Origin of the sequence: Pseudomonas sp., assembly GCF_030698175.1 — a bacterium.
Taxonomy (GTDB): Bacteria; Pseudomonadota; Gammaproteobacteria; order Pseudomonadales; family Pseudomonadaceae; genus Aquipseudomonas.
In genome coordinates this window covers 23,616-38,613 of record NZ_JAUYNT010000018.1, presented here as the reverse complement: position 1 = coordinate 38,613, position 14,998 = coordinate 23,616, and the positions used below count along the sequence as shown (strand labels likewise).

At 59.2% G+C, this 14,998-nt stretch carries 13 protein-coding genes; 8 read left to right on the top strand and 5 right to left on the bottom strand.

Annotated elements, in window-relative coordinates; genetic code table 11:
- Positions 1-5 precede the first annotated feature (5 nt).
- The gene (gene rpoS, locus Q8R10_RS09105; protein ID WP_305653045.1) at positions 6-1,013 is read left to right on the top strand and encodes an RNA polymerase sigma factor RpoS; all 1,008 of its coding nucleotides are present in this window, start codon (positions 6-8) and stop codon (positions 1,011-1,013) included.
- 601 nt (positions 1,014-1,614) lie between these two features.
- On the opposite strand, the gene fdxA is transcribed toward rpoS, so the two are convergent.
- Together fdxA and mutS are read right to left on the bottom strand one after the other, a co-directional pair.
- Positions 1,615-1,938, bottom strand: a complete 324-nt coding sequence (gene fdxA / locus Q8R10_RS09100; protein WP_305653043.1) for a ferredoxin FdxA — start codon at positions 1,936-1,938, stop codon at positions 1,615-1,617.
- 146 nt (positions 1,939-2,084) lie between these two features.
- On the bottom strand, positions 2,085-4,658 hold the full coding sequence (gene mutS, locus Q8R10_RS09095) for a DNA mismatch repair protein MutS (RefSeq protein ID WP_305653041.1): 2,574 nt from the start codon (positions 4,656-4,658) through the stop codon (positions 2,085-2,087).
- Positions 4,659-4,728: 70 nt separating this feature from the next.
- On the opposite strand from mutS, the gene Q8R10_RS09090 reads away from it, so the two are divergent.
- The 3 genes from Q8R10_RS09090 to recX all read left to right on the top strand — a co-directional run bounded on the left by Q8R10_RS09090 (position 4,729) and on the right by recX (position 6,829).
- Entirely contained in the window at positions 4,729-5,229 is a 501-nt protein-coding gene (locus Q8R10_RS09090; protein WP_305653039.1) for a CinA family protein, read from the top strand.
- A gap of 86 nt (positions 5,230-5,315) precedes the next feature.
- Positions 5,316-6,359: a recombinase RecA gene (recA, locus tag Q8R10_RS09085; protein ID WP_305653037.1), complete on the top strand. Its 1,044-nt coding sequence runs from the start codon at positions 5,316-5,318 to the stop codon at positions 6,357-6,359.
- Positions 6,360-6,367: 8 nt separating this feature from the next.
- Positions 6,368-6,829, top strand: a complete 462-nt coding sequence (gene recX / locus Q8R10_RS09080; RefSeq protein ID WP_305653035.1) for a recombination regulator RecX — start codon at positions 6,368-6,370, stop codon at positions 6,827-6,829.
- Positions 6,830-7,252: 423 nt separating this feature from the next.
- Here the strand turns inward: recX and Q8R10_RS09075 are convergent, their stop codons facing one another.
- Together Q8R10_RS09075 and Q8R10_RS09070 are read right to left on the bottom strand one after the other, a co-directional pair.
- Entirely contained in the window at positions 7,253-8,332 is a 1,080-nt protein-coding gene (locus Q8R10_RS09075; RefSeq protein ID WP_305653033.1) for an LOG family protein, read from the bottom strand.
- Positions 8,333-8,413: 81 nt separating this feature from the next.
- Complete coding sequence (locus Q8R10_RS09070; protein ID WP_305653031.1) at positions 8,414-9,817, bottom strand: MBL fold metallo-hydrolase RNA specificity domain-containing protein; 1,404 nt, start codon at positions 9,815-9,817, stop codon at positions 8,414-8,416.
- A gap of 128 nt (positions 9,818-9,945) precedes the next feature.
- Between Q8R10_RS09070 and Q8R10_RS09065 the strand changes: the two genes are divergently transcribed.
- Positions 9,946-12,351: a xylulose 5-phosphate 3-epimerase gene (locus tag Q8R10_RS09065; RefSeq protein ID WP_305653029.1), complete on the top strand. Its 2,406-nt coding sequence runs from the start codon at positions 9,946-9,948 to the stop codon at positions 12,349-12,351.
- Between the two features lie 75 nt (positions 12,352-12,426).
- Positions 12,427-12,618 carry a hypothetical protein gene (locus tag Q8R10_RS09060; protein ID WP_305653027.1) on the top strand — a complete coding sequence of 64 codons (192 nt, stop codon included), beginning with the start codon at positions 12,427-12,429 and terminating at the stop codon, positions 12,616-12,618.
- Positions 12,619-12,631: 13 nt separating this feature from the next.
- On the opposite strand, the gene Q8R10_RS09055 is transcribed toward Q8R10_RS09060, so the two are convergent.
- Complete coding sequence (locus Q8R10_RS09055; RefSeq protein ID WP_305653025.1) at positions 12,632-13,033, bottom strand: quorum-sensing-regulated virulence factor family protein; 402 nt, start codon at positions 13,031-13,033, stop codon at positions 12,632-12,634.
- A 175-nt stretch (positions 13,034-13,208) separates the two neighbouring features.
- Between Q8R10_RS09055 and Q8R10_RS09050 the strand changes: the two genes are divergently transcribed.
- Both Q8R10_RS09050 and Q8R10_RS09045 read left to right on the top strand, forming a co-directional pair.
- Positions 13,209-13,934, top strand: coding sequence for a tRNA-uridine aminocarboxypropyltransferase (locus tag Q8R10_RS09050; RefSeq protein WP_305653023.1), 726 nt, complete (start codon positions 13,209-13,211; stop codon positions 13,932-13,934).
- A gap of 77 nt (positions 13,935-14,011) precedes the next feature.
- Positions 14,012-14,998: a class I SAM-dependent methyltransferase gene (locus Q8R10_RS09045; protein ID WP_305653021.1), complete on the top strand. Its 987-nt coding sequence runs from the start codon at positions 14,012-14,014 to the stop codon at positions 14,996-14,998.

Here is a 14,998-nt window from a genome sequence, read left to right as displayed (position 1 = left end):
TAAAAATGGCACTCAAAAAAAAACAAGCGCCGGAGTTTGACGTCGACGATGATGTTCTCCAACTTGAGGAGCGCATCGCTCTCGATGATGTCGATGATGAGGAAGCCGAGCTTTCTCTCGCTAGTCCAAAAGCCAAACAGGCAAGCTCACTCAAACAACACAAATACATTGATTACACCCGTGCGCTAGACGCAACTCAGCTGTACCTCAACGAAATTGGTTTCTCCCCATTACTCACCCCGCAAGAGGAAGTGCATTTTGCCCGCTTGGCGCAAAAGGGCGATCCGGCTGGGCGTAAAAGGATGATCGAGAGCAATCTGCGTTTGGTGGTGAAAATCGCCCGACGCTACATTAATCGCGGTCTTTCACTGTTAGATCTAATTGAAGAAGGCAACCTTGGCTTAATTAGAGCCGTGGAGAAATTCGACCCAGAGCGTGGTTTTCGTTTTTCGACTTACGCGACATGGTGGATTCGTCAAACCATCGAGCGCGCCATCATGAATCAGACCCGTACCATCAGGTTGCCGATTCATGTGGTCAAAGAGCTTAACGTCTACCTGCGTGCCGCCCGCGAGCTGACACAAAAGCTCGACCACGAACCCTCAGCCGAAGAAATTGCCAACCTGTTGGAAAAACCGGTAGGCGAGGTTAAACGCATGCTCGGCTTGAACGAGCGGGTATCGTCGGTCGATGTCTCACTCGGGCCGGATTCGGATAAAACCTTGCTGGATACGCTTACCGATGAGCGCCCAACCGATCCGTGCGAACTGCTGCAAGATGATGATCTGTCTCAGAGCATTGATCAGTGGTTGTCTGATTTAACCGAAAAACAACGCGAAGTTGTGGTGCGTCGCTTCGGTCTGCGCGGGCATGAAAGCAGCACGCTGGAAGAAGTCGGTCGGGAGATTGGTCTGACCCGTGAGCGGGTTCGGCAAATCCAAGTGGAGGCGCTCAAGCGCTTGCGCGAAATCATGGAAAAAAACGGCTTATCGAGTGAGTCCTTGTTCAAGTAACGGGACACTTGATTAAAGCAAGCCAGGCTTCGCAGGCTGGTGAATATGCATCCCTGCGGTCCAAAAGCAAACGCCCCGACTGGTTCGGGGCGTTTGCTTTTACGGAGTTAGCTTTGGTATTTCTTGAAAAACGAATTACCCATCCATTGGTGCGATCACTTGGCGAGCTCCCAGTAGGGTTTTCACACAGTCTGGATTGTGGGACTTTTTTATGTGTGGCCGTGTAAGCCTTTGCTTACAGGTCGTGTAGGTATTGGTCGTAATGGACTTAAAAAGCTAGAGTGTTTTTAATCGTTATTTGCATAACATACTGATATATAAGGGTTATTAGTTTTATTATGATGACGTTTAGGTGTTTTCAGTGAGCTTGCTGGTTTAGCCAGGCGAGCTACTATCTCACCTGTGCCAAGGGACAGGTGCAGGTCAGCAAGGATGCGGATCAGGACGTTGCAGGATGCGACTCATCAGGATGATGGAGTAGGAGATAAAGGGAGTAGGGATAAAAGTGGGCGGGTAATCCCCGCCCCTTTTTTTGCCCGCAGAAAAGCAAAAGGCCCGCTTAGAGCGGGCCTTTTGGCAATCGAACTGGTGATCTGGGTGACTAGCGTTCCAGATACTGCAGCTTGTCTTTGACGCCATCCCACTCTTCGGCGTCTGTCAGGCCTTCTTTCTTCTCGGTGATATTGGGCCAGATTTCGGCCAGATCCCGGTTCAACTCAATAAACTCTTGCTGCTCTTCCGGCACTTCGTCTTCGGAGAAAATTGCCTGGGCAGGGCACTCTGGCTCGCAAAGCGCGCAGTCGATGCACTCGTCTGGGTGAATGACCAAAAAGTTCGGGCCTTCATAAAAGCAGTCCACAGGACAGACTTCTACGCAGTCGGTGTATTTGCACTTGATGCAGTTGTCGATGACGACGAAGGTCATGGTTGGTTTCTCCTCAGGCGACGGCTAAGCAGCCCAATTTGCTTGGGACTGCTCAGCTCGGCAATTTGATGGCTCGCGGCACCAGGCTAAAAGGCCGAAGCATCTATAAAAGTGCGCGCGATTCTAACAGCTTGTCGGCAATAGCGTTAGATGCGCGTCTTCCATGTATATAACAGCTCCAGCGCGCGCCGTGGACTCATATCATCGGGATTGAGTTTAGATAATTCATCCAGAATCGGGTGCGGCAGGCTGGAAAAAAGATCGCTTTGCAGCGGCTTGGCTGGCGTGCTGCCGTGTTGCTGCGCCATCTCGTGGGGCAGGCTGCTGGTTTCCAGGCGCGCCAAGTGCTCGCGAGCCCGCAGTATCACCGGCCCTGGCACTCCGGCCAGCTGCGCAACGGCCAAGCCATAACTCTGGCTGGCCGGGCCTGGCAGCACGTGGTGCAAGAAGATGATCCGCTCGTTGTGCTCGGTGGCGTTCAGGTGCACGTTAGCCACCAGCGGCTCGCTTTCCGGCAGCACGGTCAGCTCAAAATAGTGGGTAGCGAACAAGGTGTAAGCGCGCAATTTGGCCAGCTGCTCGGCGGCCGCCCATGCCAGCGACAGGCCGTCGAAGGTGCTGGTGCCGCGACCCACTTCATCCATCAACACCAAGCTACGGTCACTGGCGTTATGCAGGATATTGGCGGTTTCGCTCATCTCGACCATAAAGGTCGAGCGCCCGCCGGCCAGGTCATCGCTGGAGCCGATACGGGTGAAGATGCGGTCGACCAGTGACAGCTCACAACTGGTCGCCGGCACGAAGCTACCGATGTGTGCCAGCAGCACAATCAGTGCGGTTTGGCGCATATAGGTGGATTTACCGCCCATGTTCGGCCCGGTAATGATCAGCATCCGGGTGGCATCATCCAGCGCCAGATCGTTGGCCACAAAGGGCGTGCTCAGCACCTGTTCGACCACCGGATGGCGGCCTTGCTGGATGCGCATGCAGGGTTCATCGACAAAACGGGGGCGGTTGAGATCCAGGGTTAGCGCGCGCTCGCCCAGGTTGCTCAGCACATCCAGCTCGGCGAGCGCAGCGGCGCTGTCTTGCAGACTGCCCAGATGGCCAATCAGCAACTCCAACAAGGCGTCGTACAGTTGTTTTTCCCGCGCCAGGGCGCGGCTCTTGGCCGACAGGGCTTTATCTTCAAAGGCTTTCAGCTCTGGGGTGATAAAGCGCTCGGCGCCTTTCAGGGTTTGCCGGCGAATATAGTCGGCCGGCGCCGATTCGGCCTGTTTGCTCGGCAACTCGATAAAATAGCCGTGCACGCGGTTGTAGCCGACTTTCAAGTTGGCCAGGCCGGTGCGGGCTTTTTCGCGCGCTTCCAGGTCGATCAAAAATTGCCCGGCGTTTTCACTGAGGGCCTGATATTCATCGAGTTCGGCGTCGTAGCCGGTTTTCAGCACGCCACCGTCGCGAATAATCGCCGGAGGGTTGTCGTTAATGGCGCTGGCGAGCAGTGCGGCCAGTTCCGGGTAGGTGGCTATGGTCAGGGCCAGCGCGCTTAAATTTGGCGCTTCCAGGCTGGTCATGGCCTGCTGTAACTCTGGCAGCGCGGCCAGTGCATCACGCAGGCGCGCCAAGTCGCGGGGGCGGGCGTTGCGCAGGCCGATGCGGGCCAGTATGCGCTCCAGATCGCCGATTTCTTTCAGCTGCGGTTGCAGGGTTTCGAAGCGATAGCGCTCCAGCAGGCAGGCAATCGATTCTTGCCGCGCCTCAAGCACGCCGCGGTCGCGTAGCGGGCGATTCAGCCAGCGACTGAGCATGCGACTGCCCATGCTGGTCTGGCAGCGGTCGACCACCGATTGCAGGGTGTTCTCGCGCCCGCCGGCCAGGTTGACGTCCAGCTCCAGATTACGCCGGCTGGCGCCATCGAGGATGACGGTATCGTCGAGCCGCTCATGGCGCAGGCTGCGCAGGTGCGGCAAGGCGGTGCGCTGGGTTTCCTTGGCATAAGCCAAGAGGCAGCCGGCGGCGCCGATGGCCAGGGTCAGGTTTTCGCAGCCAAAGCCTTTCAAGTCTTGGGTGGCAAACTGCTGGCAGAGGCTTTTAAGCGCCGAGTCCCGTTCAAAGTCCCAAGGTGCACGACGGCGCACGCCACGGCGTTTTTCTGCCGGCAAGCCTTGCGGCCAATCATCGGGGATCAGCAGTTCGACCGGATTGAGACGCTCAAGCTCGGCCAGTAGATTTTCCCAGCCGGGAATTTCCAGCACGCTGAAGTTGCCGCTGGTGATGTCCAGCACGGCCAAGCCAAACAGTCGCTCATCGCCCAGCACGGCGGCGATTAAGTTGTCGCGGCGCTCATCCATCAGCGCCTCATCGCTGACGGTGCCTGGGGTAACGATGCGCACTACTTGCCGTTCCACCGGGCCTTTGCTGGTGGCGGGGTCGCCGATTTGCTCGCAAATCACCACCGACTCGCCGAGTTTGACCAGCTTGGCCAGGTAACCTTCGGCGGCGTGATAAGGAATCCCGCACATCGGAATTGCCTGGCCGGCGGATTGCCCGCGTGCGGTCAGGGTGATGTCCAGCAGCTTGGCGGCCCGCTTGGCGTCTTCGTAAAAAATCTCGTAGAAGTCGCCCATGCGATAGAACATCAGCAACTCAGGGTGCTGACTTTTCAGTCGCCAGTATTGCTGCATCATGGGTGTGTGTGCGGAGAGGTCGTGCTGACTCATTGCCGGGCCTTGCGTGCAAAAGGCGCTAGTGTACGGTATCGCCTTTGCAGCTTTAACCCCGGAGACGCGTATGGATCGGCTAACCCAACTGGCCACTCGCTTGGGCGAGCAGTTACAGGTATTAAAAACCCAGGTCAGCACGGCGGAGTCTTGCACCGGCGGCGGCATTGCCGAGGCCATTACCCGGGTGGCCGGCAGTTCGGCGTGGTTTGAAGCCGGCTTTGTGACCTATTCCAATCAACAAAAGACTCGCCAGCTGGGCGTGCCCGTCGAGCTATTTGCGCAAGTTGGCGCCGTCAGCTGCGAGGTGGTGAGCGCCATGGCGCTTGGTGCGCAAGCGATGAGCGGCGCGCGGTTTGCGGTGGCCGTGAGTGGCGTGGCCGGGCCGGACGGTGGCACGCCCGATAAACCGGTTGGGACTGTGTGGCTGGCCTGGGCCGATGGCGAGCAGTTGTATGCTCAGTGCCGGCACTTTGTCGGGGATCGGCAAGCGGTGCGCGAGCAAACAGTCGCGGCGGCTTTGTTTGGGCTGATTCGACTGGCGGCTGGAGAAAAACCCGAGGAGGGCTAGGCGTGCGACTTGCCCTGTGGAATAATACTGTCTACATATACAGTTGTTAGTGGCCGACCGGCCCTCTTGATCACGTGAGGATTACAATGGACGAGAATAAGAAGCGCGCCTTGGCTGCAGCACTGGGCCAGATCGAAAAGCAATTCGGTAAAGGCGCGGTGATGCGCATGGGCGACCATGAGCGTCAGGCCATCCCGGCCATTTCTACCGGCTCGCTGGGGCTCGATATTGCCTTGGGGATTGGCGGTTTGCCACGTGGTCGGATCGTCGAGATCTACGGCCCAGAGTCCTCGGGTAAAACCACCTTGACCCTGTCGGTGATTGCCGAGGCGCAAAAGCTCGGTTGCACCTGCGCCTTCGTCGATGCCGAGCATGCGCTCGACCCAGAATACGCCGGCAAATTAGGCGTCAACGTCGATGACTTGTTGGTGTCGCAGCCGGATACCGGTGAGCAAGCACTGGAAATCACCGACATGCTGGTGCGCTCCAATGCTGTCGATGTGATTGTGATCGACTCAGTGGCAGCCTTGGTGCCCAAAGCTGAAATCGAAGGCGAGATGGGCGACATTCACGTCGGCCTGCAAGCGCGTTTGATGTCGCAGGCACTGCGTAAAATTACCGGCAACATCAAGAATGCTAACTGCCTGGTGATCTTCATTAACCAGATCCGCATGAAGATCGGCGTGATGTTCGGCAGCCCGGAAACCACCACCGGCGGTAATGCCCTGAAGTTCTACGCCTCGGTGCGTTTGGATATTCGCCGCACCGGCGCGGTGAAGGAAGGCGACGAAGTAGTCGGCAGCGAAACCCGCGTGAAAGTAGTAAAAAACAAGGTTGCGCCGCCATTCCGCCAAGCAGAGTTCCAGATTCTCTATGGCAAGGGCATCTACCGTAACGGCGAGATTATCGACCTCGGTGTATTGCATGGTTTCCTGGAGAAATCTGGCGCCTGGTACAGCTACCAGGGCAGCAAGATTGGTCAAGGCAAGGCGAACTCGGCCAAGTATCTGGAAGACAATCCAGAGATCGGCCGCACCGTTGAGCAGCTGATTCGCGACAAGCTGCTGGCCGTTGCGACGCCAGGCAAAGCCACCAGCGCGGTGGATGAACTGGCCAACGCCGACAGCTGATCAAGGCGATGGCGGCGATACTCGATACCCCCGTCGCGGTGCGGCGGGTGGCCATGGATCTACTCGCTCGCCGCGAACACGGCCGGGTCGAGTTGACCCGCAAGTTACGGCAGCGTGGCGCGCCAGATGAGCTGATTGAGGCTGCGCTGGATCGTTTGGCTGAGCAGGGCTTGCTGTCCGAAACCCGTTTTTTGCAGTGCTTCGTGGCCAGTCGCGTCCGCGGCGGCCAAGGACCGCTGCGCATCCGTGAGGATCTGGCTCAGCGCGGTTTACCCCGCGAGGTGATTGAGCAAGCCTTGCGTGAGGCCGAAATCGATTGGAGTGAACAACTGCGTGAGGTGTGGCAACGCAAGTTTGCCGGGCACTTACCGCTGGATGCGCGGGAGCGTGCGCAGCAAGGGCGTTTTTTGGCCTATCGCGGCTATCCGCTGGACTCGATCAGCCGTTTGTTGCGCGGCATTGACGATTAACCGACCGCTGAAAAATTACCTGCGTTGCCAATACGGCGTTAAAAATGGCTCTGTACTCGTGAGCTGTTGCAGATCGATTTTGTAGGGTGGGTTAGTGGCGCAGAGCAGAGTCAGCACATCAACTGCGAAAAATGGGCGCCACGTAACCCACCAAGCGGTAATCGGCCGATTCCATCTGGTGGGTTACGGCGCAACTGAATAAGCATCAGCCAATAGCCCGTGGTCATGCGCCTAACCCACCCTACGAATTACCGCGTCCTAGCAGCCTGTCGACAGGCTGCTAGGCACAACCTAACCGACCCACAGGTTTCAACACATAACTGGTACAGAGCCATTAAAAATGGCCTGTTAGCCGGCCACTGTTCAGCAAGGCTTGTCAGCTCGCGGTGGTGCAGGGGTGGCCATTGCTTAACTGTTATTTGACTAAGCGTTCCGCGCCCAGTTCTGTGGCAGGTTGATAAAGTCCAGTAGCTCGCGCAGGCGGCCGTGGTCGCGGGCGTTGAAGTTAAAGGCCAGGCGCAACAGGTGGCAGAACTCCGGCTCATCGCTTTCTGACTCACACACCGGCTGCTGATGAAAACCGCCGGTGAGGCACAGGTCGCTGAATTCTTTGTCCAATGTCAGCAAGGCCGCTTCGTTGAGTGGGTGATTCATGCGCACCACGTAACTTTTATTCAGCCAGCGACTGGAGTGGTAGTTGCGATAGAAGCGGGCAATTTCCTCCACCGCCTCTTCGGCGCTGTAAACCAGGCGCATCAGCTGCAGGTCGCTGGGCAGGATGTAGTGATGGGCCTGCAGTTGTTCGTGCATAAATTGCAGCGCACTTTTCCAGAAGTTGCCGCCGGGTTGGTCGAGTAATACGATCGGCACCAGTGGGCTTTTGCCGGTTTGAATCAGGGTGAGCACTTCCAGCGCTTCGTCGAGGGTGCCAAAACCGCCGGGACAGAGCACCAGCGCATCGGCTTCTTTGACAAAAAACAGCTTACGCAGAAAAAAGAAGTGGAAGGTCAGCAGATTGTCGCTGCCGTCGACTGTGGCGTTGGCACCTTGTTCAAACGGCAGGGTGATGTTGAACCCTAAGCTGTGCTCGCGTCCGGCGCCGGCATGGGCGGCGGCCATGATGCCGCCACCGGCACCGGTGATCACCATCAGTTCGTTGCGCGCCAAGGCGGCCCCCAACTCATGGGCCTGGGCATACAAAGGGTGTTCTGGATGGGTGCGGGCGGAGCCAAAGACTGTGACCTTGCGCCGGCGTTTAAACTGCTCCAATCGGCTGAAGGCGTACTCCATTTCGCGCAAGGTCTGCAGCATGATCTTGGCGTCCCAACGGTTGCGGTCGGCTTGCGCCATGCGCGCCACCGCCATCAGCATTTCACGGTACAAGGGTAAGTTTGGGCTGGCGGGAGGTACGGCTAGATTGGTCAGTTCTTCGACCTTGTCTTTCAGGTCGATGCCGCTGGCTTGAAAGTGCCGCGATAGAAAATCGTCGGGTGAATAGGGCATGCAGCTACTCCTTATGCGCTGGCGCTATCGGTAGCGCGAGGGAACCCGTCGCCACCTGTAGCGCCTAATCTTGGCGCAGTGTCAGAGTGCGATTTGTTCTCCGGGTTCAGCAATGTTGGCGATCCAGTTCAGCTTCTCGTGAAGCACCTGTTGCAGTGCCTGCATTTTTTCCAGCTCGCCGTGTACCAAGTACAGCTCTGGGTGATGCTCGAAGTGTTTAACCCAGTCTAGTAGCTGGGATTGCCCGGCGTGGGCCGAGAAGCCACCCAAGGTGTGGATTTTGGCTTTCACGGCAATCGGCTGATGCAGCACTTTTACCCTGCTGGCACCGTCGACGAGGCTGCGGCCCAGGGTGCCTTTGGCTTGAAAACCGGGGAAGACCACGTGGCACTCGGGGCGCCAAAGGTTGTGCTTGAAGTGATGGACAATGCGCCCGCCGGTGCACATGCCGCTGCCGGCAATAATGATCGCGCCACTTTTAATCCGGTTAATCGCCATCGACTCATCGGCGTCGGCGGTGCAGCGTAAAATCGGTAACCAGTCTTCCACCCGTTTGCCGCCTTTGGCGCCCAGGCGGGCACGATCAGCAGGGTCCAGTTGCTCGCGGTAATGGGAGTAAACCGCGTTGGCGCGAATGGCCATCGGGCTGTCGAGAAACACCACCTGTTGCGGTAAGCGGCCTTCCTGATAAAAACGCCCAAGGTAGTAGATCAGGTCCTGGGTGCGGCCAACGGCAAAGGAAGGGATCAGCACATTGCCGCCATCGCGATGGGCGGCCTGCAATATTTCAGCTAGCTCATCGAGGGTGTCCTCACTGCAACGATGGTCGCGGTCGCCGTAGGTCGATTCCAGCATCAGCACATCGGCCTTGGTCAAAATGCTCGGGTCACGCATCAGTGGCGAGCAGGTGTTGCCCAGGTCGCCGGAAAACACCAGGCGCCGCTGCAGGTGGTGATCCTCGATCAATAGCTCAACGATGGCCGCGCCGAGAATGTGTCCGGCTTCATGGAAAGTAACCTGCACACCGGGGGCAACCTGTTGCTCGCATTCGTAAGGCAACGGTCGCAGTTGTTTTAGGGTTTGCTCAACGTCGGCGACGGTGTAGAGCGCGGTGATGGCCGGTTGGCCTGAGCGGGCGCGCCATTTGTTTTCCCATTCGGCGTCTTTTTCTTGCAGGTGGGCCGAGTCGAGCAGCATCAACTCCAAGAGCTCGCAGGTGGCCTCGGTGGCGAAGATGGGGCCGCGAAACCCGGCGGCAACTAGGCGCGGCAACAAGCCGCTGTGGTCGAGGTGGGCGTGGGAGAGCACCACGGTATTCAGGCTGTTGGGGTCGAAGGCAAAGGGCGCGCGATTGCCTTCTTCGGCCTCGTGGTGGCCTTGGCGCATACCGCATTCGAGCAGCACCTTGGAGCCGTCGCGGGTTTCGATCAGGTAACAGGAACCGGTTACTTGCTGGGTCGCACCGAGAAAGCTGAGCAGGGCCATAGATCCTCCGCAAAGTTGTGTGTCTGTACAGACTGCGCCAAGGCTGTTGCTTGGTATTGATGCATATCAGCATCAAGGCTAATTGGCTGTGCCTAAACTGCAGTACCGCGATTCTGGAGGCGCCGCACATGCAGCAGATATTGCCAAGTCTGGCCGAGTTGCTTGAGCACGGCCAACAAGAGCCGGCGTTTGCCAGTTGGCAGGCGGGCTACGGCCCCGTTGAGCATAGTCCGCAGACGCAGGCGGCGGTGTTTCGCTTGGCCCATCAGCTGGTGCAGGCCGGTAAACAGCCGGGTCTGGCCAGTGTCTACCAGCTGTTGCAGGCCCTCGACCGGCTAAGCGTGACCGGGTTGTGGCTGGTGGTACACATGACCTACGCCAAGCAAGTGCGGCTGGATGGCGTGCCTTTGGCCGCCGAGGATTTTAAGCCCGAGCCACAGGGGCATACCGGCGGTGCATTGAATATGGTGCCGGCCTATGCCGGTTATCTGGGCCTCAATGCCCTGACTGGCCAGACCCGTGGCTGGTTGATGGGGCAGGGCCACTGCGTGGCGGCGATTGATGCGCTGAACCTGTTAACCGGCAATTTGCACCCCGAGCAGGCCCAGCGCTACGGCGACGGTGGCGCCGGGATGAATCGCCTGCTGACGGATTTTTACGGTTACGCCCAAGGCGCGGATGGCAGTCCGTCGGCGCCGCTGGGCAGTCACGTCAATCCGCATACCGCCGGCGGTATTGCCGAGGGTGGTTATCTCGGCTTTGCCGAACTGCAGTACGCGCACTTGCCGTTGCCGGGCGAAACCCTGGTGGCGTTTTTGTCCGATGGCGCGGCAGAGGAGCAGCGCGGCAGCGATTGGATACCGCGCTGGTGGCGCGCCGAAGATTGTGGCCTGGCCTTGCCGGTGATGATTGCTAACGGGCGGCGCATCGAGCAGCGCACCGAAATGGGCACCCATGCCGGCGTTGAAGGTTTTGCCCAGCACTTACGCGGTTGTGGTTTTGATCCACTGATTTTCGATGGCCGCGATCCGGCGGCCTTTGTCTGCACACTCTGGGAGATGGAGCAGCGCTTGACGCATCGCGTGCACGAAATGCACGGCGGCATCCTCCAGTACCCCTTGCCGATGCCCTACGCGATTGCCGAAACTCTGAAAGGTTTTGGCTTTTATGGTGCCGGCAGCAATGCCGCGCACAACCTGCCATTACCGGGTAATCCGCATAGCGATGCTTCGGTGCGGGCACTGTTTAATCAGCATGTGGCGCCGCTGTGGGTACCGCCGGCAGAGCTGGCGGCGGCGCGTCAGTTGTTTGCGCAGCACCGCGCTGGCCGCGCCCTGGAGCGGGACAATCCGTTGGCGACTCGCCATCCGCCGGCGCCGCACTTGCCGACGCTGGTTTATCGCAATGATGACTGCTCACCCATGGCGGCGCTGGATCGCTTCTTTGTCGATTTGGTCGCGGCCAATCCGGCGCTGCGCCCGCGGGTGGGCAATCCCGATGAGCTGGCCAGCAATCGCTTGTGCAGCGTACTGCATGCCCTGAAGCATCGGGTCTGCGCGCCTGAGAGTGAGCTGGAGGCGGTGGATGGCAAGATCATCACCGCGCTCAATGAGGAGGCGGTGGTGTCGGCCTGCCTGGCTAATCAGGGTGGCTTGAACCTGGTCGCCAGTTACGAAGCGTTCTGCGTGAAGATGCTCGGCGCGGTGCGCCAGAGCCTGATTTTTGCCCGCCAGCAAAAACAAGCCGGGCGTCCGGCCGGTTGGCTCGGTTGGCCCTTGGTGGCAACCTCCCATACCTGGGAAAACGGCAAGAATCAGCAATCCCATCAAGACACCACTTTTTGCGAAGCCTTGCTCGGTGAGATGAGCGACATGGTTCGGGTGCTATTCCCGGCCGATCACAACTCGGTGCTGGCCTGCTTGCCCGGCATCTACCAGGTCCGTGGGCAACTGGCCTGCATGGTAATTGCCAAGCGTGAGCAGGTGGCCGTATTTACCCAGGCGCAAGCCGAGCAATTGGCGGTGGATGGCGCCTTGCTGGTTGAACAGTTGGCCGGTAGTGAGCCGTTATTGCTGCTGGCCAGCGGCAGTTATCAGCTCGCCGAAATGCGCCGCGCCGCCTCGCATTTACGCGCGGCCGGGTATGCCTATCGGTTGGTGTATATCCAGGAACCGGGACGTTTTCGGGCGCCGCGCGATCACTGGGAGGCGGCGACGCTGGCCAGTGCGGTGCTCTGTGAGCAGCTGTTCCCCAGCGACCATAAGTTGCGGGTGTTGCTCACCCATATGCGTCCCGAGGTGGCGCGCGGACATCTGTGGCCGTTGTTGCCGGATGCCAATAACAGCGTGGTGCTCGGTTATCGCAATCGCGGCGGCACCCTGGATGAGGCCGGCATGCTGTTTGCCAATGGCGCGACTTGGGCGCATATTTTGCTGGCCTGTGCGGAGCTGCGAAATGTCCCCCTCGACAGCCTGTTATCTGCGGCGCAAATTGCCGCTGTGCAGGGCGAGGGTGATCCGGCCGCTTTGCGCTAAGCGTGCCGCGCGACCGTTAGGGGGGGGCGCCGCGCCAGCAGACTAAAAAGTCGTTAGTAGACAGGGAGAGTGCGCATGCCAAAGCTTACGCTGGAAATTGATCTGGACCTGTACCGCCTGCTGCAGCAGGCGGCGCGCAGTAATGCCAGCAGCCTGGAGGAAGAGTGCCTGCGGCGCCTCGAAGGTGGCATCCGGCGTTCGCGGCACATCGAAACCTTGCTCGCCGAGCTCAAAGCCAGCAGCGAGCAGGCTCAACGCAAAAGCTGATCTTGCAGCGCGATCATTTCAGGCCGCAATCGCTCTTGGTGAAACGTTCGATGGCCACCGGCAGGTTGGTTTTGTAGACCGTGAACTGGTAGCGCAACACCGCCCCGCGTGCCAGTAATTGACGGTAGCCGGTGTTGCTGCACACGCTGGCGGTCAGCTGGCTGCGCATGCTCTGCGCATTGGTGCGCATCTGCTGAGCGTGGCCTTCGCGAACGCTGAGGTAATTGATCAGCTCGTTGCCTTCAACCGTATAGCCTTGATCAAGAATGTCTTCATTGACCGCCCGTGGCGTGCCAACGCTGCTCTCTTTAGCCACCTTCTCCAGCATCTTGGTCAGCTCGAAGTCTTTCAACGAGGCAGCCTGGGTGGTTGGCAGTACTAGGCATAAGGCAAACAGGGCGAATAAGCGGTGCATGGGGATCTCCGTAGAAAGGTTGCGTCCTTTGACCGGCCATAATGGCGGCGGTTCGACGGGCCGGCATAATACCCCCGTTTGCCTGCTGCCTTGCACCTGCTCTGGTAAACTGCCGGCCCCTTTGATTCGGCCAGGCTGCCATGTTGAGCGTTTTTCTCCTTTCGCAGGTTTCGGCATGAGCCATGCGGTGGCTCGTTTACGCGCCGAGCGTTTGGCCCGCAGCGTCAAACCCTTTATCGCCCGTGGCTCGCGGGCACCGCGTTGCCCGAATTGCCGGGTGATCTTCAGCCATTGCCTCTGTGCGTTGCGCCCGCAAGTGCCCACCAGTGCCGGCATGTGTCTGATCATGTATGACGTCGAGCCACTCAAGCCGAGCAACACCGGTTGGTTGATTGCCGATCTGGTGACTGACACCAGCGCCTTTGGCTGGTCGCGCACCGAGGTAGATCCGGCGTTGCTGGCCTTGCTGGCCGATCCGCAATGGCAGCCCTACGTGGTCTTTCCCGGCGAGTTTGTCGCGCCCGAGCGGGTGGTCACCCAAGTGCTGCCGGTGGCCGGCAAGCGGCCGCTGTTTATCTTGCTGGATGCCACTTGGCCGGAGGCGCGCAAGATGTTTCGCAAGAGCCCGTATTTAACCCACTTGCCGGTGCTCAGCCTGCAGCCCGAGCAACTGTCGCGCTATCGCCTGCGCCGCTCCAAGCGCGATGACCACCTGTGCACCAGCGAGGTGGCGGCGCTGTGCCTGGAGTTGGCCGGCGAGCAACATGCCAGCGAGGTCTTGGATGCCTATCTGGAGGTGTTCACCACCCACTACCTGAATGCCAAAAATTACCTGCCGCTGGACCTAGAGGATGCCGCGCACCAGCGGCTGCGCGCCCTCTGTGCGCCGCTAGCGAACTAGGCGCAACCTGCCGGATCGCCGGCCAATACCCTGCGCAATTTGCCCCAATCGGCTTCACCCATGAGTAAGCAGCAGCCATGAACACCGACGCCATCGCCACCTTGCAGCAGCAATTAGTCGGCGCGCTTAGCTCGCCGCCGAACGAAACCCGTCGCCTGTTTCACGGCCGTGGCCAGCGCTGGCCGGGGCTTGAGCATGTCACCGCCGACTGGCTGCAAGGCCTGCTGTTGGTCTGCCTGTTTCGCCAGCCGGCGGAGCCTGAATTACTGGCGCTGAAACAGATGCTGCTGGCCCTTAGCGAGTCGCCGCAGTGGCAGCGCAGTGGCGCGCAACATCTGTTGCTGCAACACCGCTACCTGCCCGACAGCAGCACCGAGTTTCTGTGTGGTGAGCCAGTGGATGAGTGGCTGATCACCGAGGGCGGCCTGCACTACAAGTTGGACCTGGGCAAAAAGCAAAACAACGGCTTGTTTCTGGATATGCGCTACGGCCGCCGCTGGGTGCAAGCCCAGGCCGAGGGCAAGCGGGTATTGAATCTATTCGCTTACACCTGCGGTTTTTCGGTGGCGGCAATTGCCGGTGGCGCCGGCCATGTGGTCAACCTCGACATGGCCCGCGCGGCGCTCAGCCGTGGCCGCGACAATCACCGGCTCAATCAGCATGATCTGAGCCGGGTGAGTTTCTTGGGTCACGAGCTGTTCAAGTCCTGGGGCAAGGTCAAGAGTTGCGGCCCCTATGATTTGATCATCATCGACCCGCCGTCTTTTCAAAAGGGCAGCTTCGCCCTGACTCAGGACTATCAAAAAATCCTCCGCCGTCTGCCCGATTTGCTCAGCGAGCAGGGCACAGTGCTGGCCTGCATCAACGACCCGACCACCGGCCCCGAGTTTTTAATCGAGGGCATGCAGGCGCAAGCGCCGAGCCTGGTATTTGCCGAGCGCCTGGAAAACCCACCGGAGTTTGCCGACATTAACCTGGACAGCGGCTTGAAGGCCTTGGTGTTTGTGCAGGCGGGGCAGGCGGGGCAGGCTGTTACGGCTGATCTGTCGGTGGTGGCGGACTGA

What these genes read in the sequence shown, in the direction of transcription:
- Q8R10_RS09050 (WP_305653023.1), top strand. Translation starts at nt 13,209, where the DNA reads ATGAGCCATGCGGTGGCTCGTTTACGCGCCGAGCGTTTGGCCCGCAGC.
- Q8R10_RS09090 (WP_305653039.1), top strand. Translation starts at nt 4,729, where the DNA reads ATGGATCGGCTAACCCAACTGGCCACTCGCTTGGGCGAGCAGTTACAG.
- recA (WP_305653037.1), top strand. Translation starts at nt 5,316, where the DNA reads ATGGACGAGAATAAGAAGCGCGCCTTGGCTGCAGCACTGGGCCAGATC.
- rpoS (WP_305653045.1), top strand. Translation starts at nt 6, where the DNA reads ATGGCACTCAAAAAAAAACAAGCGCCGGAGTTTGACGTCGACGATGAT.
- Q8R10_RS09060 (WP_305653027.1), top strand. Translation starts at nt 12,427, where the DNA reads ATGCCAAAGCTTACGCTGGAAATTGATCTGGACCTGTACCGCCTGCTG.
- recX (WP_305653035.1), top strand. Translation starts at nt 6,368, where the DNA reads ATGGCGGCGATACTCGATACCCCCGTCGCGGTGCGGCGGGTGGCCATG.
- Q8R10_RS09055 (WP_305653025.1), bottom strand. Translation starts at nt 13,033, where the DNA reads ATGCACCGCTTATTCGCCCTGTTTGCCTTATGCCTAGTACTGCCAACC.
- Q8R10_RS09075 (WP_305653033.1), bottom strand. Translation starts at nt 8,332, where the DNA reads ATGCCCTATTCACCCGACGATTTTCTATCGCGGCACTTTCAAGCCAGC.
- Q8R10_RS09070 (WP_305653031.1), bottom strand. Translation starts at nt 9,817, where the DNA reads ATGGCCCTGCTCAGCTTTCTCGGTGCGACCCAGCAAGTAACCGGTTCC.
- mutS (WP_305653041.1), bottom strand. Translation starts at nt 4,658, where the DNA reads ATGAGTCAGCACGACCTCTCCGCACACACACCCATGATGCAGCAATAC.
- Q8R10_RS09045 (WP_305653021.1), top strand. Translation starts at nt 14,012, where the DNA reads ATGAACACCGACGCCATCGCCACCTTGCAGCAGCAATTAGTCGGCGCG.
- fdxA (WP_305653043.1), bottom strand. Translation starts at nt 1,938, where the DNA reads ATGACCTTCGTCGTCATCGACAACTGCATCAAGTGCAAATACACCGAC.
- Q8R10_RS09065 (WP_305653029.1), top strand. Translation starts at nt 9,946, where the DNA reads ATGCAGCAGATATTGCCAAGTCTGGCCGAGTTGCTTGAGCACGGCCAA.